This window comes from Pseudooceanicola sp. (assembly GCF_029213205.1).
GTDB lineage: Bacteria > Pseudomonadota > Alphaproteobacteria > Rhodobacterales > Rhodobacteraceae > Pseudooceanicola.
Window position 1 is genome coordinate 1 of record NZ_JARGNH010000015.1, and the last position, 22,164, is coordinate 22,164.

The 22,164-nt window shown below is 65.5% G+C and carries 20 protein-coding genes and 1 pseudogene; 7 read left to right on the forward strand and 14 right to left on the reverse strand.

Going from position 1 to position 22,164, the window contains the following annotated elements:
- Window positions 1-1,095: pseudogene (locus P1U48_RS11950) on the forward strand (beta-eliminating lyase-related protein); the annotation flags it as partial.
- Between the two features lie 242 nt (window positions 1,096-1,337).
- On the opposite strand, the gene P1U48_RS11955 reads toward P1U48_RS11950, so the two are convergent.
- Window positions 1,338-3,887: an FtsX-like permease family protein gene (locus P1U48_RS11955; RefSeq protein ID WP_301069231.1), complete on the reverse strand. Its 2,550-nt coding sequence runs from the start codon at window positions 3,885-3,887 to the stop codon at window positions 1,338-1,340.
- A complete protein-coding gene (locus tag P1U48_RS11960; protein WP_301069232.1) occupies window positions 3,884-4,594 on the reverse strand; it encodes an ABC transporter ATP-binding protein in 711 nt (236 codons plus the stop codon). The genes P1U48_RS11955 and P1U48_RS11960 overlap by 4 nt, the downstream gene beginning before the upstream one ends.
- Before the next feature lie 118 nt (window positions 4,595-4,712).
- On the opposite strand from P1U48_RS11960, the gene P1U48_RS11965 reads away from it, so the two are divergent.
- The gene (locus P1U48_RS11965; protein ID WP_366142882.1) at window positions 4,713-5,276 is read left to right on the forward strand and encodes an arylesterase; all 564 of its coding nucleotides are present in this window, start codon (window positions 4,713-4,715) and stop codon (window positions 5,274-5,276) included.
- Between the two features lie 3 nt (window positions 5,277-5,279).
- Here P1U48_RS11965 and P1U48_RS11970 read toward each other — a convergent pair whose 3' ends face one another.
- Window positions 5,280-6,185, reverse strand: coding sequence for an alpha/beta hydrolase (locus P1U48_RS11970; RefSeq protein ID WP_301069233.1), 906 nt, complete (start codon window positions 6,183-6,185; stop codon window positions 5,280-5,282).
- A 113-nt stretch (window positions 6,186-6,298) separates the two neighbouring features.
- Between P1U48_RS11970 and trxC the strand changes: the two genes are divergently transcribed.
- Window positions 6,299-6,742, forward strand: coding sequence for a thioredoxin TrxC (gene trxC, locus P1U48_RS11975; RefSeq protein WP_301069234.1), 444 nt, complete (start codon window positions 6,299-6,301; stop codon window positions 6,740-6,742).
- 334 nt (window positions 6,743-7,076) lie between these two features.
- On the opposite strand, the gene P1U48_RS11980 is transcribed toward trxC, so the two are convergent.
- Together P1U48_RS11980 and P1U48_RS11985 are read right to left on the reverse strand one after the other, a co-directional pair.
- Entirely contained in the window at window positions 7,077-7,664 is a 588-nt protein-coding gene (locus P1U48_RS11980; protein WP_301069235.1) for a L,D-transpeptidase, read from the reverse strand.
- 156 nt (window positions 7,665-7,820) lie between these two features.
- A complete protein-coding gene (locus P1U48_RS11985; RefSeq protein ID WP_301069236.1) occupies window positions 7,821-8,717 on the reverse strand; it encodes a LysR family transcriptional regulator in 897 nt (298 codons plus the stop codon).
- A gap of 120 nt (window positions 8,718-8,837) precedes the next feature.
- On the opposite strand from P1U48_RS11985, the gene P1U48_RS11990 reads away from it, so the two are divergent.
- A complete protein-coding gene (locus tag P1U48_RS11990) occupies window positions 8,838-10,064 on the forward strand; it encodes an acyl-CoA dehydrogenase (protein WP_301069237.1) in 1,227 nt (408 codons plus the stop codon).
- 102 nt (window positions 10,065-10,166) lie between these two features.
- Here P1U48_RS11990 and rsmD read toward each other — a convergent pair whose 3' ends face one another.
- Window positions 10,167-10,727, reverse strand: a complete 561-nt coding sequence (rsmD, locus tag P1U48_RS11995) for a 16S rRNA (guanine(966)-N(2))-methyltransferase RsmD (protein ID WP_301069238.1) — start codon at window positions 10,725-10,727, stop codon at window positions 10,167-10,169.
- A 116-nt stretch (window positions 10,728-10,843) separates the two neighbouring features.
- Between rsmD and P1U48_RS12000 the strand changes: the two genes are divergently transcribed.
- A complete protein-coding gene (locus tag P1U48_RS12000) occupies window positions 10,844-11,332 on the forward strand; it encodes a peroxiredoxin (protein ID WP_301069239.1) in 489 nt (162 codons plus the stop codon).
- Window positions 11,333-11,354: 22 nt separating this feature from the next.
- Here P1U48_RS12000 and P1U48_RS12005 read toward each other — a convergent pair whose 3' ends face one another.
- The 7 genes from P1U48_RS12005 to P1U48_RS12035 form a co-directional block, all read right to left on the reverse strand.
- Window positions 11,355-12,236 (reverse strand): mechanosensitive ion channel domain-containing protein, encoded by an 882-nt coding sequence (locus P1U48_RS12005; RefSeq protein ID WP_301069240.1) that lies wholly within the window; start codon window positions 12,234-12,236, stop codon window positions 11,355-11,357.
- Window positions 12,236-12,544 (reverse strand): 4a-hydroxytetrahydrobiopterin dehydratase, encoded by a 309-nt coding sequence (locus P1U48_RS12010; RefSeq protein WP_301069241.1) that lies wholly within the window; start codon window positions 12,542-12,544, stop codon window positions 12,236-12,238. The genes P1U48_RS12005 and P1U48_RS12010 overlap by 1 nt, the downstream gene beginning before the upstream one ends.
- Window positions 12,544-13,728 (reverse strand): GNAT family N-acetyltransferase, encoded by a 1,185-nt coding sequence (locus tag P1U48_RS12015; protein ID WP_301069242.1) that lies wholly within the window; start codon window positions 13,726-13,728, stop codon window positions 12,544-12,546. Before P1U48_RS12015 ends, P1U48_RS12010 begins: the two co-directional genes overlap by 1 nt.
- A gap of 83 nt (window positions 13,729-13,811) precedes the next feature.
- The gene (locus P1U48_RS12020) at window positions 13,812-14,600 is read right to left on the reverse strand and encodes a glycerophosphodiester phosphodiesterase family protein (protein WP_301069243.1); all 789 of its coding nucleotides are present in this window, start codon (window positions 14,598-14,600) and stop codon (window positions 13,812-13,814) included.
- Window positions 14,600-15,061 carry a RidA family protein gene (locus P1U48_RS12025; RefSeq protein ID WP_301069244.1) on the reverse strand — a complete coding sequence of 154 codons (462 nt, stop codon included), beginning with the start codon at window positions 15,059-15,061 and terminating at the stop codon, window positions 14,600-14,602. Before P1U48_RS12025 ends, P1U48_RS12020 begins: the two co-directional genes overlap by 1 nt.
- An 80-nt stretch (window positions 15,062-15,141) precedes the next feature.
- Entirely contained in the window at window positions 15,142-16,458 is a 1,317-nt protein-coding gene (locus P1U48_RS12030; protein WP_301069245.1) for an HlyD family type I secretion periplasmic adaptor subunit, read from the reverse strand.
- Window positions 16,455-18,218, reverse strand: coding sequence for a type I secretion system permease/ATPase (locus P1U48_RS12035; RefSeq protein ID WP_301069246.1), 1,764 nt, complete (start codon window positions 18,216-18,218; stop codon window positions 16,455-16,457). The genes P1U48_RS12030 and P1U48_RS12035 overlap by 4 nt, the downstream gene beginning before the upstream one ends.
- A gap of 231 nt (window positions 18,219-18,449) precedes the next feature.
- Between P1U48_RS12035 and P1U48_RS12040 the strand changes: the two genes are divergently transcribed.
- Both P1U48_RS12040 and P1U48_RS12045 read left to right on the forward strand, forming a co-directional pair.
- Window positions 18,450-19,193: a VacJ family lipoprotein gene (locus P1U48_RS12040; RefSeq protein WP_301069247.1), complete on the forward strand. Its 744-nt coding sequence runs from the start codon at window positions 18,450-18,452 to the stop codon at window positions 19,191-19,193.
- Window positions 19,171-19,800 carry a phospholipid-binding protein MlaC gene (locus P1U48_RS12045; RefSeq protein WP_301069248.1) on the forward strand — a complete coding sequence of 210 codons (630 nt, stop codon included), beginning with the start codon at window positions 19,171-19,173 and terminating at the stop codon, window positions 19,798-19,800. The genes P1U48_RS12040 and P1U48_RS12045 overlap by 23 nt, the downstream gene beginning before the upstream one ends.
- Before the next feature lie 33 nt (window positions 19,801-19,833).
- On the opposite strand, the gene P1U48_RS12050 is transcribed toward P1U48_RS12045, so the two are convergent.
- A complete protein-coding gene (locus tag P1U48_RS12050; RefSeq protein ID WP_301069249.1) occupies window positions 19,834-22,044 on the reverse strand; it encodes a PBP1A family penicillin-binding protein in 2,211 nt (736 codons plus the stop codon).
- Between the last annotated feature and the right edge of the window lie 120 nt (window positions 22,045-22,164).

Genomic DNA, 22,164 nt, shown 5'->3' on the forward strand with positions numbered 1-22,164 from the left:
CATCGCAATGTCTGCCTGATCCCGACCTCGGCCCATGGCACCAACCCGGCCTCGGCGCAGATGGTCGGCTGGAAGGTGGTGCCGGTGAAAAGCCGTGACAACGGTGACATCGACCTCGACGATTTCCGCGCCAAGGCCGAACAGCACGCCGCCGAGCTGGCCGCTTGCATGATCACCTATCCCTCGACCCATGGGGTGTTTGAGGAAACCGTGCGCGAGGTCTGCCAGATCACCCATCAGAATGGCGGGCAGGTCTATATCGACGGGGCCAATATGAATGCCATGGTCGGTCTCAGCCGCCCCGGCGATCTGGGGGGCGACGTCAGCCATTTGAACCTGCACAAGACATTCTGCATCCCGCATGGCGGCGGCGGCCCCGGCATGGGGCCGATCGGGGTCAAGCCGCATCTGGTGCCGCATCTGCCCGGCCATCCGCAGTTTGGCAGCGACGGCGCGGTGGCGGCGGCGCCCTATGGCTCGCCCTCGATCCTGCCGATTTCCTGGGCCTATTGCCTGATGATGGGCGGCGAGGGGCTGACCCAGGCGACGCGGGTGGCAATTCTCAATGCGAATTACATCGCGGCGCGGCTGAAGGGCGCGTTCGAGGTGCTCTACAAAGGGCCGACCGGGCGGGTGGCGCATGAATGCATCCTCGACACACGGCCCTTTGCCGACAGCGCGGATGTCAGCGTGGATGACATCGCCAAGCGGCTGATGGATTGCGGCTTTCACGCCCCGACCATGTCTTGGCCAATTGCCGGGACATTGATGGTCGAGCCGACCGAAAGCGAAACCAAAGCCGAGCTGGATCGCTTCTGTGACGCGATGCTGGCGATCCGCGCCGAGATTGCGGATATCGAGGCGGGCCGCATCGACGCCGCGCAATCGCCACTGAAATTCGCGCCGCACACGGTCGAGGATCTGGTCGGCGATTGGGACCGCGCCTATTCCCGCGAACAGGGCTGTTTTCCCCCCGGCGCCTTTCGGGTCGACAAATACTGGCCGCCGGTCAATCGGGTCGACAATGTCTGGGGCGATCGCAACCTGACCTGCACCTGCCCGCCGATGTCGGATTACGCCGAGGCGGCGGAATGACGTGACCCCGGGGCTGCCGCATCCGGTCGCAGGCATCGATCGGAAGGGCGAGCGACATTCTCCAGCCTTGGCTTTGCAGCGGCAGAAGTGCCGCGCGTCACGATGTCCATGCGCCTGCGGTGCATTCCATCCAAGGCTTTTTGGGGCTCTGCCCCAAACCCCGGGATATTTGGGACCAGAGGAAGCTGGAGATCGTTTCCGGCTTCATCTTGCCAGAAATATTCCCGCCGGAGGCCTGAAATCTAATCGCGGGACCGCAGCACCTGGGCCGGACGGGCGGATAGCGGCGCCCAGGCGAAGGCCAGCCCGGCGGCGAGATTGGCGAGCAGCCCGCCCGCGACAATCGCCAGGGCCGAGGGCCAGATGATCGCGAATTTGGTTTCCATCACGAAGCGGCTGACCGCCCAGCCGCCGGTGATCCCGGCCACCAACGCAACCAGACCCGCCGCCGCCCCCAGCAGCGCGGCGCGCAGGACCAGCGAGGTCAGGATGCGCCGTCGGCTGGCGCCCAGCGTCTTCAGGATCGCCGCCTCATGGATGCGGGCCCCTTCGCCCGAGAGGGCGGCGCCGATCAGCACCAGAAAGCCGGTCAGCAGCGTCGCGGCCGCGCCGTAGGAGGTGGCCGAGGCCAGCCCGGCGAGCAGGGTGCTGACCCGCTCGATCGCGTCGCGGACCCGGATCGCGGTCACATTTGGAAACATGTTCGAGACATCGCGCAGGATCACCGGTTCGGCCGCCTCATCGGTATAGAGCGTGGCGATAAAACTATGCGGTGCGCCGCTGAGTGCTGCCGGGTTCATCGCGGTGACAAAGCCCATGCCGGCGGTCGAGAAATCGACCTCGCGGAACGAGGTCAGCGTCGCGGTGATGTCGCGGCCAAGGATGTTGACGGTGATCTTGTCACCCAGCTTCAGGCCCATTTCACCGGCCTCTTCGGCGGCAAAGCTGATCTGCGGCGGGCCGGTGTAATCGACCGGCCACCAGGCCCCTTGGGTGAGTTTGGTGCTGGCAGGCTGTTCAGCGGAATAGGTCACCCCCCGGTCACCGCGCAGCACCCAGTGGTCCCCCGCCACCTCGCGCGCCGGGCGGTCGTTGATCCGGGTGATCACCCCGCGCAGCATCGGCGCGGTGTCGACCCGGCTGACCGCCGGATCACTGCTGACCCGGGCCAGAAAGGCGTCGATCTGGTCCTTCTGGATATCAACGAAAAAGAACGACGGCGCCCGTTCGGGCAGATCCCGCGAAATCGCGGCGCGCAGGTTGCCGTCGATCTGCCCGACCGCGGCGAGGACCGACAGGCCAAGCCCGAGCGACAGCACCACCGCCACCGCGTCGCTGCGCGGCCCGCCGATCGCCGCCAGTGCCCAGCGCAGTGGCGGGCGGCCCTCGGCACGGCGGCGCAGGCGCCGGGCCAGCGCGCGGATGCCCCAGCCCGCCAGCGCCAGCAGCGCCAGCGCAAAGCCGACGCCGCCCGCAGTCCACAGGGTCAAGCGCAGATTGCCTGAGAACAGCGCCGCGGTCGCCACCAGCAGCGCGGTCAACGCCAGTATTGCCAGCAGGTAGCCGAAGGGCGGCAGCAGGCGGCCCGAGTCCATCGCGTCACGAAACAGCGCCGCGGCGCGGATGTCCCCGGCCCGCGACAGCGGCCACAGAGTAAAGACCAGCGCGGTGAGCAGACCATAGACCGCCGCCTCGGCCAGCGGGCCCGGGTAGATCCCGAAGGCCGCCGGCACCGGCAGCGCGCCCGAGATCAGCGGCGCCAGCGCCAGCGGTGCCAGCCCGCCGAGGATCAGCCCCAGCGCGATACCGGCCAGGGCCAGCACCCCGATCTGGATGAAATAGGTGGCAAAGATCACCCGCCGCTCGGCCCCGAGCGTGCGCAGGGTGGCGATCACCGCGGTCTTGTCGGCCAGGTAGCCGCGCACCGAGGCGGCGACGCCGACGCCACCCACCGCCAGCCCGGACAGGCCGACGAGGATCAGGAACGCCCCCAGCCGGTCGACAAAGGCCCGCACCCCCGGCGCGCCGTTGCGGGAATCGCGCCAGCGCAGACCGGAATCGGCAAAGGCCTGCTTGGCCGCGCGCGCGGTTTCGGCCAGCGGCTGACCCTCTGGCAGGTCCAGCCGGTAATGTGAATCAAACAGGGTCCCAGGCTGCAACAGCCCCGAATTCGCCAGATCGCGGCGCAGCACGATGCTGCGTGGACCAAGGGTGAAGCCGGCCGCCCCCGCGTCCGGCTCATGCGTCAGCGCCGCCATCAACACAAAGCCCTGGGTGCCGAGACGGAACCTCTCTCCAAGGCTCAGCCCCAGCCGGGCGATCAGCAGCGGGTCCATCACCGCGCCGGGCAATGTCCCATCCCCCGCCAGCGCCTGGGCCAGCGGCATCTCGGGGGTCAGTTGCACCTGTCCGACCAGCGGATAGGCGGCATCCACCGCCTTGACCTGGGTCAGCCCGCGTTCGGCGCTGTCCCCTTCGCCGACCACCGCCATCGAGCGGAAATCGGCGATTTCCGACACGGCGACGGCATTGGCCTGCATCCAATCACGCTCTGCCGGTTCGGCAAAGCGATAGGTGAATGACAGTTCCGCGTCACCGCCGAGCAGGGCCGCGCCCTCGCGGGCCAGCCCGGCCTCGATCGCGGCACGAACGCTGCCGACCCCGGCGATGGCGGCGACACCCAGCGCCAGACAGGCGATCAGGATGCGAAAGCCGCGCAGCCCGCCACGCAATTCACGCAGCGCCAGCCGGGCGGCCAAACGCAGGTCGGCGCCCCAATGTGCCAGGCTCATTCCGCCGCCTCACGCGCGCCCGGCGCAGCCGCATCCGGCGCAACCAGCCGCCCGTCGCGCAGGCGGATCACCCGGTCGCAACGTGCCGCCAGTTCCTGTGAATGCGTGACCAAGATCAAGGTCGCCCCATGCCGGTCGCGCAGATCGAACAACAGATCGACGATGGCGGCGCCGTTGGCTTCGTCCAGATTGCCGGTGGGCTCATCCGCCAACAGGATTGCCGGGCGGGTGACCGACGCCCGCGCCAGCGCCACCCGTTGCTGTTCACCGCCCGACATCTGGCTGGGGTAATGATCGGCGCGCAGCGACAGGCCCACCGCGGCAAGCTCGGCCCGGGCGCGATCAAAGGCATCCGGCGCTCCGGCCAGTTCCAGCGGCGTCGCCACGTTCTCCAGTGCGGTCATCGTCGGAATCAGGTGGAAAGATTGGAACACCACGCCCATATGATCCCTGCGGAAGCGGGCCAGCGCGTCTTCGCCCATCGCGGTCAGATCATGGCCCAGCGCCTCGATCCGGCCTCCGGTGGCACGTTCCAGCCCGCCCATGAGCATGAGGAGTGACGATTTGCCCGATCCCGACGGCCCCACCAGACCCAGGGTTTCGCCACGCGCGACCGCCAGCGTGATGCCATGCAGGATGTCCACCCGTCCGGCATTGCCATCCAGTGACAGGCGGACATCGCTGAGAGAGAGAATCGTTTCGGTCATCCGGGGCGCCTTTTCGGGATCGGGGTCAGTCACATATGGGCGGCGTTGGCTGCGTCACAAGGCGGCAGCGGCAATTCTGCTGATCCTACCGGGGTTTGCCCTGGCGGACGAGGTCACTTTGCTGGCCCTCGGCGACAGTCTGACAGCCGGCTATGGCCTGCCCGCCGAAGACGGGCTGGTGCCGCAGCTTGAGGCCTGGTTGCGGGCGCGCGGTGGCGATGTCCGGGTGATCAATGCCGGGGTATCGGGCGACACCACCCGGGGCGGGCTGGCCCGGGTCGACTGGTCGCTGACGCCCGAGGTCGATGCGATGATCGTGGCGCTGGGGGGCAATGACATGCTGCGCGGCATGGATCCCGCCGCCAGCCGCGCCAATCTGGACGGGATTCTGGCGGTGGCGGCGGCGCGCGATCTGCCGGTGCTGCTGGTCGGGCTGCCGGGGCCATCGAATTACGGCCCGGACTACAAGGCCGCCTTTGACGGGATCTACCCCGAACTGGCCGAGAAATGGGGCACGCTGCTTGCGCCGAATTTCTTTGCCGGGCTGGCGGCAGAAGGCGATCCGGCAGCGGTGCGCAAGCTGATGCAGGCGGATGGTCTGCACCCGAGCAAGCAGGGCGTGGCGCTGATCGTCGCGGCATTGGGGCCAAAGGTGGAAGCGTTGGTCGCGGCAGTGAAGTGAGGCTCAGCGGCGCGGCGGCAGGTCAAAAAACCGGCGCACATCCTCCCACAGGGTTGGGGCGGTGACGAACAGCAGATGCCCCTGCCCCGGATAGGTCGCCATCATATCGGCGGGGATCCGGGCCGCGAAACGCCGGGTTTCGGCCAGGTCAAAGATCGAATCCTCGGCGCCGTGAAACACCCCGACCCGCGCCTTGGCCAGGCCCGAATCGCGCGGCAGGGTCCATTGCATCAGGTCCGTGGTATGGGCCAAGGTCAGCCTTGTTGTCGGGGTGCGCAGCGATCCGCGCTGGTGTTCGGCCAGATTTCGGCTGAGGTTTGCCTGCCGCTTCTTGCCGAAATGATTCCGCCCGAACAGCAGGGTGCGATAATTCTCAAGCCAGGCCTCTTCCAGCGATTTGCCATGTGCCCGCGACAGCGCCTCGATCACATCGAAGAACCCGATGATTGAGGCTTTGATCCCGGATGGAAACGGCCCGGCAGAGGAGATCAGCGCGACGCTGACCTGCTTGTCGCCCAGTCGCCGCGCCGCCTCAAGCGCCACCGGGCCGCCGGTGGAAAAGCCGATCAGATAGACCTCTTTGACCTCCAGCGCCCGCATCGCATCGGCGATCAGCGCCCCGGCCTCGGCAAGGTCGAGCCGATGATCCAGCTTGAGCCCGTCGAGCCCGGGAAACCGATAGGCCATCACCGCCCCGTCCGGCACGTTCCAGTCCAGCACCGGCTCATAGATTCCGACCGAGGCCAGGGCACCGGGCACCACCACCACCGCGCGGGTCATGCCGCGCCGGGCCTTGCCATCATGGACCAGCGGCTGCGCCCCGGCCTCGTGCAGGGTCGGCAGGGTCGAACAGCCGGCCAGCAGGGCCAGCGCCAGAACCGGAAGCAGATGAAAGATGCGCGCGAACATTTGGCCAGATATTGCGGGGCCGGTCGGCAGGGTCAAGCGGCAAGGCAGCTGTCGGGCTTGCGGCGGTGAAAGAACAACATATATAACATGCAGAATGTGATGGAGTGTTTGAAATGGCAGGACGTAAAATCGTGTGCCTGGACTGTGGACAGGCCAACCGGGTGCCAGAAGAACGGCTGAGCGCCGGTCCCAAATGCGGCACCTGTGGCGCACCGCTGATGGCCGCGAAACCGGTCGAGATCGACGCCGCAACCCTGGCCAAGGCCGCCCGCACCGATGACGTGCCGCTGGTGGTGGATTTCTGGGCGCCCTGGTGCGGCCCCTGCCGGACGATGGCCCCGCAATTCGCCGAGGCCGCCAAACAGCTGGCCGGGCAGGCACGATTGGCCAAGGTGAATACCGAGGATCATCCCCAGGCCGGCGCAGCGCAGGGCATTCGCGGCATTCCGACGATGGTGATCTTTCGCGGCGGTCGCGAAGTGGCGCGCCAATCCGGCGCGATGCCCGCCAAGCAGATCGTCGATTGGATACGCCAGCAGGTCGGCGTCCGCGCCTGAGGGCGGCGCGCCGGGCGTGATTTTTCGTGAATCGGCAGCGTAGATGACACGGATCGGCCCGGTAGGGCGGTTGACCGAAAGCCACTGACCGCCACCGCCGAGTCCGGCCACGAACGGCGGCGCAAGACAGCCGTCATATCCAGTCTTTTGCCCACTCAGGGTGATGGGTGACGGGGAATGGACTTTGGCCAGCCCTCTCACCCGATCTGCTGACCCTCCGCCTGGCGCGGCCCATCAGCAGCTTAGCAATAAAACTAAGAGACACGAAAAGCGAAACGAGCGACACCTTGCAAGGCGCCGCCCGTGTTCTGTCCCTCATCCACGACTGCGCGTGTCAGAGCACTGTCACCTTGGTGCCGAGTGGAACCCGGTCGTATAGGTCGATGACATTTTCATTCAGCATCCGGAAACACCCCGACGAGGCCGCGCGCCCGATGCTGCTGGGCGCGATGGTGCCATGAATCCGGACATAGGTGTCAATGTTGCCTTCGTAGAGATACATCGCCCGCGCCCCCAGAGGGTTGCCCGGCCCGCCCGCCATCCGCTCGTTTGTGCCCTTGTACTTGCCGTAATGGGCCGGGTCGCGGTCGATCATCTCATCGGTCGGGCGCCAGGTCGGCCATTCGACCTTGCGCTTGATCTCGGCGGTGCCGCGCCAGCCGAGGCCGGGTTTGGCAACGGCGATGCCATAGCGCAGCGCCTTGCCGGGCGCGGTGACGTAATAGAGGAAATAGGCACGCGGCAGCACCACGATCTCGCCTGGTTGATACGCGCTGGAAATCGTCACCTGCTGCTTGGCCAGAATGTTGGCAGCCGGTTTCGCCGGGACCGCCGGTTTCACCTGGGCCAATGCCGGCGCAGGCAGCGCCAGCGCCGCGGCACCGGCGGCGGCTTGGGTCAGGAAAAGGCGGCGGCTGGTCATGGGGCGACTCCGATGGGTTGCGGTGAGCTCTTCGTTACAAGTTACGGCGAACCGGCGATCAACGCCCGCGACTTTGCCCAACTGGCCGGTCGACTGTTGCCGGGATGCCGCGCCTCTCACCGCAATGTGAACACTCTGCGAGTTGGGTGACGGCGCTCAGCCCCAGATGCCTTCGATTTCGGCGCGAATCCAGGCGCGGAAGCGGATGAACTGCGCCATCTCCTCGGCCCGGTCAGGATGGATCAGCGTATAGGCCTGACCGCTGTCCATCTCGCGGGTATTGGCGCGGATCAGCGCGCCCTCCTGTAACGGGCCACGCGCCAGGATTTCCGGGACCAGCGCCACCCCGAGACCGGCAATCGCGGCATCGATGACCATGTCGAAATGATCGAACCTTGCGCCGCGCAGGATCCGGCGCGGGTCCAGTTGGGCGTGGCGGAACCAGTCCAGCCACAACGTCGGCCGGGTGGTCTGTTGCAGCAGCGGCAGGGTCAGGATGTCACGCTCATTCAGCGCGCGCGGGCCGATCAGGCTGGGGGCGGCGACGGCGATCAGGGTCTCGTCGAGCAGATGCAGGTGGTTGGCGGCGCCGGAACGATGCTGCGAGCGCTGGATGGCCAGATCGAAAGGTTCCGTGGTGAAATCCACCGGGTCGAGCCGGGCGGCAATATCGACCGAGGTGCCCGGCGCCGCCGCCAGAAAGGAACCAAGCCGCGGGATCAGCCAGCTGCGCCCGAAGGTCGGCAGCACCGCGATCCGCAGCACCGTCGACTGGCCGCCAAAGGCCATCACCCCGACCGCCGCCGCGTTCAGATCAGCCAGCAGGGTGCGAGCCTTTGGCAGAAAGGCGCGACCGGCATCCGACAGGAACATCCGCTGGCGCTGGCGCAGGAACAGGGCAACGCCCAACCGATCCTCAAGACTGCGGATCGCCCGGCTGACGGCGGTCTGGCTGAGATGCACCCGGCGTGCTGCCAAATGGGTGGTGCCGGATTGTGCCAATTCGCAAAAGGCTTCAAGTTCGCGGATCGTCGGTATGAAATTTTCGGGCATTCAGCGGTATCCGATGCGATTAGGTAATCAACTTTCGCGAATTCCTCGTTAGCAAAGACCGCGCCGCGCGACTAGTCTGCGCGGGAATTCATGTGATGGGCCTGGCCCCGAGGAGGAACGATGACCGACGACACCCGCCCCAAGATCAAGGACAAGGATCGCCCGAATATGGCGTCATTCGCCTGGGAGGATCCCTTTCTGCTCGACGATCAACTGGATGAAGACGAACGGATGATTCGCGATTCGGCACATGCCTTCTGTCAGGAAAAGCTGATGCCGCGGGTCGAGTCGATGTATATGGAAGAGGGCGTTGACCCCTCGATTTTCGCCGAGATGGGCGAACAGGGGATCCTCGGCGTCACCGTGCCCGAGGAATACGGCGGCATCGGCGCAAACTATGTCTCCTACGGGCTGGTCGCGCGCGAGGTCGAACGGGTCGACAGCGGCTTCCGCTCGATGTGCTCGGTGCAATCCTCGCTCGTCATGTATCCGATCTACGCCTATGGCTCGGAAGCGCAGCGCAAGAAGTACCTGCCGAAACTGGCCAGCGGCGAGTGGATCGGCTGCTTTGGCCTGACCGAGCCCGAAGCCGGATCGGATCCGGGCGGGATGAAGACCCGGGCGGTGAAAACCGACGGCGGGTATGTGCTGAACGGCGCCAAGATGTGGATTTCCAACGCGCCAATCGCCGATGTCTTTGTGATCTGGGCCAAATCCGACGCCCATGACGGGGCCATTCGGGGATTCGTGCTGGAAAAAGGCATGAAGGGGCTGAGCGCACCGAAGATCGGCGGCAAGCTGAGCCTGCGCGCCTCGATCACCGGCGAAATCGTGCTGGAGAATGTCGAGGTCGGTGAAGAGGCGCTGCTGCCGCATGTCTCGGGCCTGAAGGGGCCGTTCGGCTGTCTGAACCGGGCGCGCTACGGCATCGGCTGGGGCGTGATGGGCGCGGCCGAGGATTGCTGGTTCCAGGCGCGGCAATACGGGCTGGACCGGACCCAGTTCGGCAAGCCGCTGGCCGGCACCCAGCTCTACCAGAAGAAACTGGCGGATATGCAGACCGAGATCGCGCTGGGTCTGCAGGCCTCGCTGCGGGTCGGACGGCTGTTCGATGCGGCCCGCGCGGCGCCGGAAATGGTGTCGATCATCAAGCGCAACAATTGCGGCAAGGCCCTGGATATCGCGCGGATGGCGCGGGACATGCATGGCGGCAACGGCATCCAGATCGGTTACAAGGTGATGCGGCACGCGGCGAACCTGGAGACGGTGAACACCTATGAGGGCACCCATGATGTGCATGCGCTGATCCTGGGCCGGGCGCAGACCGGATTGCAGGCTTTTGTCTGAGGATTGAGAATTGCGGGACGGGTGGGGGCGCTGCCCCCACACCCCCGGAATATTTCTGGCAAGATGAAGAATGGACGGCGGCGCGAGATGGCGCCGCCGTTTTCATGTCAGGCGCAGAAAGGTGACATGGGTGTCACCGTAGCGGCGGCTGTCGAGCCGGGTAAACCCGGGCGGCGGCGGTTGCGGGGCATTGTCCTCCCAGACCACCAGAGCCTTGTCCGCGATCCAGCCTGCGGCCAGGGCGGCGGCCAGGGCGGGCGCGCCGAGGGCCTTGCCATAGGGCGGATCGAGGAACACCAGCGTCGCGGCGGCGCCGGTGTTGGCTGGCAGGCGGCGGGCGTCGCGGGTGATCAGACGGCTGCGGTCGGCGCAAGCCAGGCTGGCGATGTTCTGGCGGATCAGGCTCTGCGCCTTGCGCCCATCATCGACGAAGGTGGCGTGGTCGGCACCGCGCGACAGCGCCTCAAGCCCGAGCGCGCCGGTTCCGGCAAAGAGGTCGAGCACCTGGGCATCGGTGATCGGGTCGTCAAAATGGCCGCCGCTGAGGGTCGAGAACAGGCTTTCGCGGATCCGGTCGGTGGTCGGGCGCAGATGGGTGCCGGGATCGCCCTTGCCAACCGTGGCCAAATTTCGCCCCCGCCAACTGCCCGCAATGATCCTCATGCTGTGATTTGGTGCATCTCTGGCCCCGATTTTCCGGTTGTTGTCGCTTGTCGTCCATCTATATCTGCCGGGTGAGTGAACACAACGGACCGAAACCAAACACGGACGGAGCGACCATGACCATAGCCATCGGTGACAAACTGCCCCAGGCCACCCTCATTGCAACCGCGGGCGACAAGCCGGCGCCGGTTACGCTACCGGATTATGTCGCCGGGCGCAAAGTGGTGGTTTTCGCCCTGCCCGCCGCCTTTAGCGGCACCTGCACCACTGCCCATGTCCCGAGCTTCATGCGCAATATGGACGCGCTGAAGGCCAAGGGCGTGGATGAGGTGATCTGCCTGACCGTGAACGATTATTTCTGCGTGAAAGCCTGGGATGAAAGCATGGGGGCCAGCGCTGCCGGGATCACCATGCTGGCCGATGGCATGTCCGAATTCACCAAGGCCGTGGGCATGAATGTCACCGCGCCGGCGGTCGGGTTCGTCGACCGCTCCAAGCGCTATTCGATGCTGGTCGAAGACGGGGTTGTGACCCAGTTGAACCTGGAAGTCGTGCCCGGCGCCTGTGAGATCGCCGCCGCCGAGACCATGTTGGACAAGATGTAAGACCATCGGGCGCGGGCGCGGATTAGTCGCCCGCGTCCTGTCCGGGCTGAATGCCCGAAGGCTGAGCGGCATAATGCACCGTCTGGGTCGGGAACGGTATGTCGATCCCACCCGCATCCAGCGCCTCTTTCACCGCGCGTTTCATATCCGCCTGATAGGCGAAATAGACAGCTGAATCACACCAGGCCCGGACCAGGAAATCGACCGAGCTGGCGCCGAGGTTGTTGACCTGCACGAATGGCGCCGGGTCGGCGTGAGTGCGCGAATCCGCCTCGACGGTGTCGCGGATAATGCTTTCGGCGCTTTTCAGATCGCTGTCATAGCTGACCCCAAAACCCCATTCCGCACGCCGTTTCGGGTAGCTCGAATAATTAGTGATGGTGTTGCCCCAGACCGAGGCATTGGGGATGATGATCTGCACATTGCCGGTGCTGGCCAGTTCGGTGAAATTCAGGGTAATGTCGCGCACGCTGCCCATCTGGCCACCGACCTCGACAAAATCGCCGGTCTTGAAGGGGCGAAACAGGATCAGCATCATCCCCGCCGCGACATTGGACAGGGTGCCCTGCAGCGCCAGGCCGATGGCCAGCCCGGCGGCGCCGATGATCGCAACCACGCTGGTGGTCTGCACCCCGAAGGTGTTGAGCACAAACAGACAGGCAAAGCCGATGATCGCATAGCGCACCAGCGAGCCGAGAAAGGCGAACAGGGTGTCATCGAACGCGGCGTGGCGGCGCGCCAGCGCCTTGATCCGGCGATTGGCCCATCCGGCCAGGATGTAGCCCAGAAAGAGGATCGCGGCGGCCGAGAGCACGCTGCCGACAATCGACACCAGAAAGTCGAGCGTCACCAGGTCGTTCAGGCTGTGGCCGTTCCAGATTTCGCGGTTCAGTAGGTCGAGCATCAAATCTCCGTCAATTGGTCCAGTTTTCCGGCGAGCCTGGCGTCGCGGGCGGTGAGGCCGCCGCTGTCATGGCTGGTCAGCAGCACTGTGACGCGGTTGTAGCTGTTGTGCCAGTCGGGATGGTGATCCCATTTCTCGGCCCAGAGCGCGGCGCGGGTCATGAAGCCAAAGGCCGCGATGAAATCGCTGAAGGTGAAGGTCTTTTCGATGGCGTCCTGCCCGGTGGCGGTCTGCACCCTGGCCCAGCGATTGGCCAGCAGCGGCGCGAAGAGGACGGCATCGGGGGAGTTGGCGCCTGGCTCTGACATCAATCCTGTTCCTCGATCTGGTCGCGACGGAACGGGCCATAGGCGGTCAGCACCTCGATATCCTCTTCGACGGCGGCGCGTTCCTGTTTCAAGAAACTTTCGACGGCGCGGGCAAAGCCGGGCTCGGCGATCCAATGCAGCGAATGGCATTCAGCCGGCAGATAGCCGCGCGCCAGCTTGTGTTCGCCCTGCGCCCCGGCCTCGACCCGGGCCAGCCCCTGGCGGATCGCATAGTCGATGGCGCGGTAATAACAGGCCTCGAAATGCAGGCAATCGTGATGCTCGATGCAGCCCCAATAGCGGCCATAGAGCACCTCACGCCCGATCATGTTCAGCGCCCCAGCCACCGGCAGCCCGTCGCGTTCGCAGATCACCAGCAGGATGTCGTCGCGCAGGGTCTCTTGCGCGATGTCGAAAAATTCGCGGGTCAGATAGGGGGTGCCCCATTTGCGGCTGCCGGTGTCCTGGTAGAATTGCCAGAAGGCATCCCAATGCTCCGGTTCGATCTGGTCGCCGGTCAATTCGTGGATGGTGCCGCCGAATTCATTGGCGCGCTGGCGCTCCTTGCGGATCACTTTGCGCTTGCGCGAGGACAGCGAGGCGAGGAAGGCGTCGAAATCCGCATAGCCCTGGTTCTGCCAATGGAACTGCTGGCTGGTGCGGCGCATCAGCCCCATCGCTTCGCCCGCCAGCGCCTCGGCTTCGGTGCAGAAGGTGACATGCAGCGAGGACAGCCGATTGTCGGCGGCCAGCTTCACTGCGCCCTGCACCAGCGCCGCCATGCCGTCGGCCTCGGCCCCCGGCCTTGTCAGGAAACGGCGACCGGTGGCGGGGGTGAAGGGCACCGCGATCTGCAGTTTCGGGTAATAGCGCCCACCCGCGTTTTCATAGGCATGCGCCCAAGAGAAATCGAAGATGTATTCACCCTGGGAATGGCCCTTGGCATAGAGCGGCGCGACGGCGATCACGTCACCATTCTTGCGGGCAATGAGGTGGCGCGGCTCCCAGCCGGTGCCGGGCCCGACCGAGCCGCTGTCCTCAAGCGCCTTGAGAAAGCGGTGGGTGGTGAAGGGATCGAAGGGGCGGCCCCCATCCGCCGCCTCGGGGCAGGCGCAGGCATCCCAATCGGCGGCGGCAATGCGGGCGAGACTGGTCAGAACGTCGATTTCGATCACATCGTCCATCGGCGTTTTGACTCCTTCAATTTCGGCCCCATATCTTTTTGGCCTCGCATTTTCGCCGGTCCCGCCGCGCGATCAAGCGGATCTTAACCCGACAGGGCGGCGGCATAGCCTTCAAAGGTGACATTGTCGGCATATTTGCGCGCCTCGGCCTCTTGTTCGGGCGAACGGATGGTCCAGCACAGCACCGGCAGGCCCCGCGCGCGGATCTCGGCCACCCGGGGGCGAGCCAGATCCTCCGCCTCATGGCTGATAAACGCGGCACCGGCTCCGTCAATGTCGGGAATGCCACGCAGACGCACCCTTGTGGCGGCAGGGACCAGCATCCAATCCTTGGGCCGATAGGCCGAGGTGACGATGCCACGCGGGATATCCGGGGCCAGGCCTGAGAGCACCCGCACCGAATGCGGGTTGAACGACATGAAGGCAAGCGGGCCGCCATAGCCTGCCGCATCCCGCGCCGCCGCCGCCTCCAACTGGCCGATGCCGGGACCGAGGGCGCCGTCCTGATCCTTGATCTCGACCAGCAGCGGCACCCGCCCGGCGACCAGGGCCAGCACCTCGGTGAACCGCGGGATGGGGCTGGCGCCGCCGGTCAGGGTGATCTGCCCCAGTTCGGCGGCGCGGCTCTGGCGGATTGCGCCGGTCTGGCCGGTCAGCCGTTCCAGCGCGTAATCGTGAAACACCATCGCCGCGCCGTCGGCGGACAATTGCAGATCGATCTCGATGCCATAGCCCGCGGCCATTGCCGCCGCGATCGCCTCGCGCGAATTTTCGGGGCGGCCCTGGCTGCGGTCATGCAGCGCGCGATGCGCGATCGGGGCCTGTAGAAAGGCGGTGGGGAGCGGCGGCACCTGCATCGGGCGTTTTGGCATCAGTCGATCTGAAAGATGCCTTCGATTTCGACCGCGACACCGAATGGCAGCGCCCCGGCGGAAACTGCGGACCGGGCGTGGCGCCCGGCGTCGCCCAGCACCTCGACCAGGAAATCCGAGGCGCCGTTGACCACCTTGGGCTGATCGCCGAAATCGGGGGAGGAATTGACAAAGGCAGTCAGCTTTACCGCGCGTTTCAGCCGCGACAGATCACCGCCACAGGCCGCCTTGACCTGGGCCAGCAGGCCAATGGCGCAGCTGCGCGCAGCAACGGCGCCCTCTTCGACGCTAAGGTCAACGCCGAGCTTGCCGGTGATCAGTTTGCCCTCGGCCATCGACACCTGGCCCGAGATATAGAGCGTGTCACCGACCTGCACGAAGGGGATGTAATTGGCCGCCGGCGCATTGGCTTTCGGCAGGGTGATGCCCATTTCGGACAGGCGGGTTTCGATGGCGTTCATGACATTCCTCGGGCTGACCATATGGGCGGGACGCTAAGCGCCCAGCCCGGGAATGCAACCGGATTCCGGCGCGGGCCGGGTCAGTCTTCGCGCAGGGCGTGACGGAAATAATCGGCCACCGGTGCCATCAGATAGGACAACGGCGTGCGCTCTCCGATCAGGATGAAGGCCTCGACCGGCATTCCGGGCAACAGGTCGATACCGTCTTGGTGGCTCCCATCCGGTCTGAGATCGGACTCGATCGCGATCTCGACCCGGTAGAAATCCCGCATCGTGTTGGAATCGGTAAAGGCATCGGGCGAGATCATGGTGATGCGGCCCTGGACCTCGGGTGCCGCCATCCGGTTCAGTGCCGGAAAGGTCAGCCGCACCGGTTGGCTGCGACTGACCTGATCGACCACTGCGGGATCAATGTGCACCGTCACGATCAGCGGCCGATTCTGCGGCACGATATAGGCCAACGGCTCGCCGGAATGCACCACCGCGCCGCGGCCGAACACCGTCAGCCCATAGAGCACCCCGGCCACCGGTGCGCGGATTTCCAGCCGGGCGATCCGGGTGCCGAGCGCGCGTACCCGTTCGGTCAATTCGCGTTCGCGCGGCGCTAGGTCGCGCAGATCGGCCCGAGCAGCGTCGCTGACGGCGGTGGCAACGCGGGCGGCCTCTAGCCGGAGTTCGGCCAACCGCGCCTCGGCCTCGTCACGGGCGGCGTTCAGGGCCCCGTCCTGGCCCTTCAACTGCGCCCTTTCGCGGCGCAGCGCGATCAATCGGGCGCTCGGGGCCAACTGACGCGCGACGAGGGATTCCTGGGCGCCGAGCTCTTGATCGACCAGGGAAATCTGGCTCATCAGGGCCTGCACCTGGGCCCGGTTGCCAGCGATCTGGCTGATGACCTGCTGGCGTTGCGCGGCGACCTGCGCGCTGTCGCGCAGCAGAGCGGCACGGCGGGCGGCAAAGATCGCCCGTTGCGCCGAGATCAGCTGCCGGGCGGCCTCGGCACCTGCCAGATCCGACAGACTCGGATCGAAGGTCACCCGCTCGGCGCCGTCACGCTCGGCCTCAAGGCGGGCGCGGCGGGCGATCAACTCGGCCAGCGCAGAGCGGGTCAGCGCCTGTTCGGCGATCAGATCCCCGGGCTCCAGCCGGATCAACAGCGAATCCATCGCCACGGTCTCGCCCTCGTTGACCAGCAGCGCGTCGACGACGCCGCCATCGGGATGCTGCACCACCTGCCGATTCCGTTCAACCTCGACCCGACCGGGCAGGATCAGGGCGCTGGACAACTGCGCGGTGGCGGCCCAGGTGCCGAGACCGCCAAACAGCCCGAACAGGGCCAGGAACCCGATCAGCAGCGGCTTGGCGGCGGACCAATGGGGTATCGACGGTTCGTCGGTCATGGCTTGGCTCCGCCCTCCGAGGCGCGCTTGATCGCTTCGTGATTGGCGACGGCGTTTTGCAGCACCTCGTTCTTTTCGCCAAAGGCGGTGCCGCCGCCATTTTCCAGGATCAGCAGCAGGTCGCATTCCTGCACCGCCGCCGGGCGATGCGCGACGATCACCACCGCGCCGCCTGCCGCCTTGTGCGCCCGCACCGCCCGGTTCAGCGCAACGCTGCCGCGATGATCCAGATTGGAATTGGGTTCATCCAGAACCAGCAGCACCGGGTCACCGAACAGCGCCCGGGCCAGCCCGATCCGCTGCGCCTGCCCGCCGGAAAAATGTCCGGCCCCGGCGCTGACCCTGGTGTCATAGCCCTGTGGCAGGCTCAGGATCATCTCATGCGCATCGGCCCGCTTGGCGGCCTCGATCACCTTGTCAGGATTGGCGTCGATGCCCAGGCGGGCGATGTTTTCAGCGACGGTGCCGTCAAACAGGCTGACCCGCTGCGGCAGATAGCCGACCAGGAGCCCATGCGCATCGCCGTCATAGAGGTTGAGCGGCGCACCACCCAGCAGGATGGTGCCGTCAAGCACCGGCCAGGTTCCGGTCAGGGCCCGCGCCAAGGTGGATTTGCCCGCCCCCGACGGGCCGATCACCCCCAGCGCCTGCCCCGGTTCCAGCTGGAAACTCACCTTGTTGAGTGTCACTTGGCCGCTTTCCGGCGGCCCGATGCAGGCCTGTTCCGCGACCAGCCGCGCCTCGGGACGGGGCAATGCGGTATGCGCCGCCTCTGGTGGTGATTCCGCCAGCAGCCGGGTCAGGTTGCGCCAAGCCTCGACCGCACGCAGGATCACCGGCCATTGGCCGATGGTCAGTTCCACCGGCGCCAGCGCCCGGCCCAGCATCAGTGTTCCGGCGATCATCGCCCCCGGCGAGAGTTCATTCTGCAACACCAGATAGGCGGCACCGCCCAGCATCGCCGATTGCAGGAATTGCCGCAGACTCTTGGCGCAGGCGGTGAATGCGGTGCTGAGATCGTTGGCGAGCAATTTGCGGCGCTGCGCCTCGGTCCTTGCCGCGGTCCAGCGGTTGAAGGCGGCCTGCCGCATGCCCAGGGCGGTCAGCGATTCGGCCCCTTCGCGCATGTTGCTGGCCATCAGATCGGCCCGGGCCGAGGCCAGTTGCGCCTGCGCCTGAGGTTCCCGGGTCAGGGTCTGGTTCAACGCCGTCACCAGCACCACCAGACCGCCGCCGACAAAGGCCAATACCCCCAACCAGGGATGGAACAGGGTGATCCCGGCCAGAAAGATCGGCGTCCAGATCAAATCGAACAGGGCGATCAGCGACGGCGAGGCGAACATCCGCTGCAGCGCCTCGACATCGCGCAGCCCGCTGGCAGCCAGGGTATCGGACCGGACCGCGGCGCGGCGCAACACCGCATCAAAGGCGCGCCCGTCCAGACGGGATTGCATCCGCGCCCCGATCCGGGTCAGCACCCGCGCCCGCGCCGCGTCGAGCATCCAAAGGATGAACAGCAGGAACATCACCAGGGTGGTCAGCACGATCAGCGTCGGCACCGAGCGCGAGGCCAGCACCCGGTCATAGACCTGAAGCATGTAAAGCGGCCCGGTCAGCATCAGCAGGTTGGCCACCATGCTGAACCCGAATACCGCCCAGAGCAGCGGCAGATTCTCATGGCGGGCGGCACGCAGTTCCGCCCGGGCGCCCAACTCAAAAACGCTGAATTCATCGGATCGCGTCGCATGGAAAGGTTGCATCAGTGAGTTTCCGCCGTTTACCGGTTGTGCTACGCTTTTCATGCGACAAACTGGCAAATCATTGGTTTATGCATTGCTTTAAAGTCACAGCGACACCAAATCGTGTTTAGCCATTCGGGCTTTTGCGCCAGTATGCAGCCAATGGCGGCAAACGGATCGAACCAGGATTCCAGTGTGGGCAGAGACGTGGCAAAATCGAACGACAGCAGAACCCGCGGCTTGCGGCGCGGATTGGCGATTGTCGTTCTTCCACTGCTGCTTTCGGCCTGTTCGGGCAGTTTGAACGGTGCGGACGGGATTCATGACCCCTATGAGGCCACCAACCGCGTGATCCATGAAAACAACAAACGCATCGACCGCGCGGTGATCCGACCGCTGGCGCTGGCCTATGTCGAAGGGACTCCGCCGGGCCTGCAGGAATCAATCCGGAATTTTCGCATAAACTTTTCCACACCGGGCATGGTGGTGAATGATCTGCTGCAGCTGAACGGCGAAGACGCGCTGGTCAACACACTGCGCTTTGCGTTGAACACCGTGGTCGGGCTCGGCGGCCTGGTCGATGTCGCCGGGCTCCATGGCCTGCCAGCGCGCGAGACGGATTTTGGCGAAACCCTGCATTTCTGGCGGGTGACCGAAGGCGCTTACCTGGAATTGCCGCTGCGTGGCCCGACCACCGAGCGCGACGCGGTCGGCGGTCTTGTCGATTTCTTCCTCAACCCGATGCGCTATCTGCTGCCGGTGCCGGAACGCTATGCGGGCAGCGTCGCGCGGGTGTTTGACCTGGCCGGAAGCCGGGGCCGTTTCGCCGAAACCGTGGACAGCGTGCTATACGACAGTGCCGACAGCTATATTCAGTATCGCAACACCTACCTGCAGCGGCGGCGCTATGAGCTGGGCGGTGATGAGACCATTGGCGACCCTTACTTGGACCCCTACGGAACAGGTGACCCCTATGTTGATCCCTACACCGAATAATCCCCACACCAGCCTGACCCGGCGCAGCTTGTTGTCTGGAACGGCGGCGCTGGCGCTGGTTGCGCTGTTGCCACGCGACGCCTTGGCCTTGACCGATGCAACCGCACGGACCTTGGTCGACAAGCTCGTCGCCGAAATCAACCGGGTCATCGATTCCGGTAAATCGGAATCTGCGATGATCCGGGATTTCACCGGCATTTTCGACCGCTATGCGGATGTACCGATCATCGCCCGCTCCTGCCTCGGGGCAGACGTGCGGAATTATTCTTCGGCCCAGATCGCCGCCTACACCGCAGTATTTCGCGGCTACGTCGGGCGCAAATACGGCAAGCGGTTCCGTGAATTCATCGGTGGCAAGGTGATTGTGATCGGGGTGCGGCCAGTGAAGACCTGGCACGAGGTTTCGGCCCAGGCGATCCTGACCGCCCGCGCGCCGTTTGAGGTGCGGTTCCTGGTCTCGGACAAATCGGGCAAGCCGCTGTTCTTTGACCTGTTCATCGAAGGCGTGTCGATGCGGCTGACCGAACGCACCGAAATCGGCTCGATGCTGGACCGGGCGCGTGGCGACATTGCCAAGATGACCGAGGCGCTGAAATCCGCAGGCTGATCGGGCGTCGGTCATTGCTGCCGGTCGTCGGCGCTAATTGACCCCGAGGAGATCCTTCAACAGCCGCTCGATCGGGTTTTCCCTGGCCTTTTCCCTGGGCTCAGAGCCATCGCCATCCAGCGGTTCACCCGGCACCTCGGGCACCAGCATCGGCAGCGGGCGATGTTCACGTCCCTCATGCACCCGCACCATGGCCTCGCGCCAGATTTCGGCCGGAAGGCCGGATCCGGTAACCCCGGTCAGCGGCGTGTTGTCGTCATAGCCCATCCAGACCCCGGCGACGTAATCCGCCGAAAAGCCGACGAACCAGGCGTCGCGGGCGGCCTGGGTGGTGCCGGTCTTGCCCGCCACCTCAAGCCCGTCGATATTGGCGCGCGAGCCGGTGCCGGACAGCACCACCTGGCGCATCATCCAAATCAGCTCACGCGCGGCGGATTCGCGGATCACCCGCTCGCCGATGCCACTTTCGTTTTCCATCAGCGGTTCGGTTTCGCCCTGCAGCGTCAGGCTGGTCAGCCCGTAGGGGGTGACCGAAGACCCGCCATTCAGGATGCCGGCATAGGCGCCGACCATTTCGATCAGGGTGCTTTCCGACACCCCCAGTGCCAGCGCCGGACCATCGGCCAGGTCGCTGCGAATACCGAAGTCGCTGGCGATCTGGCGGACATTGTCCAGCCCGACCGTCGTGGCCACCCGCACCGCCGGGATGTTCAGCGAATATTTCAGCGCATCGGCCAGGGTGACGGTGCCGCGAAATTTGTGATCATAGTTTTCCGGGCTCCACGGCCCCGATCCCGGCACATTGATGGTCAGCGGCTCATCCTGAACCGTGGTAAAAGGGCTGTGGCCCAGGTCCAGCGCGGCGGCATAGACAAAGGGTTTGAACGAAGATCCGGTTTGCCGCAGCGCCTGGGTGGCGCGGTTGAAGGCGCCTGACACCTTGGTGCGGCGGCCACCGACCATGGCGCGCACCGCGCCGTCGGCGCTCATCACCACGATCGCCGCCTGCGCCTTGGAGCCTTCTTTCACCTTGTCCGAAAAGATCGTTTTCATTGCCGCCTCGGCAGCGGCCTGAATGCGCTGATCCAGGGTGGTGACGATGGTCACGTCCTCGGTGGTCTTGCGGGTCAGGAATTCCGGGCCCGAGGCCATCACCCAATCGGCGAAATAGCCGCCCGCCTTGGCCTCGGCCGCTTCGGACAATTGCGCGGGATTGGCCAGCGCCTCGGCGGCGGCACTGTCAGAGAGATAGCCCTGCTCGCGCATCAGCCCGATGATCACCCCGGCGCGGTTCTGCGACCGGGTCAGGTCATTGGTCGGCGCATAGCGGGTCGGGGCCACCAGCAGCCCGGCCAGCATCGCCGATTCCGCCGGGGTGACCGAGGCGGCGGATTTACCGAAATAGCGCTGGCTGGCGGCCTCAAAGCCGCGCGCCCCGGCGCCGAGGAAGGCCCGGTTCATGTAGATCGTCAGGATCTCGGCCTTGGTGTATTTCATCTCGAGACCGACCGAAAACACCGCCTCTTTGGCCTTGCGCCACAGGGTGGTACGGCGGCAGTCCGCCTCGTATTCGGTTTCGTTTTTCCAGATCTTGGGATCAAACGGCGTGCCCAGGCACAGCAGCTTGGCGGTCTGCTGGGTGATGGTCGACCCGCCATGGCCCTGCAGCGGCCCGCGCCCTTCGCGCAGATTGATGCTGATGGCGCTGGCAATGCCGCGCGGCGACACGCCGAAATGTTTGTAGAACCGCTTGTCCTCGGTGGCGACAATGGCGTTGCGAAGATGTGGCGATACATTTTCCGCCGTCACCACACCGCCGAACTGATCGCCGCGCCAGGCAAAGACCTGACCCTCGGCATCCAGCATCGTCACTGATCCACGGGCGCGGCCATCCAGCAGATCGCTGACCGGCGGCAGGCCTATGGCGATAAAACCGGAAACGCCAAAGATGATCAGCGCGGTGATGGCGCCCAGCCGCCAGGACAGGCCCCAGACAATCCGCCAGACCCAGCGCAGCACCGCCAGCAGCGCTGCGACGATCGGATTGCGCTTGGCCTTGGCGGGCGCGCGTTTGCGCGGCGTAGCGCGTTTGGCGGGGGGCTTGCCGCGGCCACCACCGTTGCCGCCCTTGCCGCCGCCGGTTCCACCACCCGTGCGGGAAGGGCCGACGCGGCTGGACGCTGCGGATTTCTGCGGATACCGCCGGTCCGCGACCAGCGGCTTGCGCTTTTTAGACTCACTCATGCTGCCCTGCCCGGCGCCTTTTGTTTGTGGGCACAATACAGGCTGCGCGGGCCGATGTTGAGGATTGAATAGAGGTCAGGGCGTTTTTCATTTGCCTATTTTTTGGGCTAAAGCAAGTAG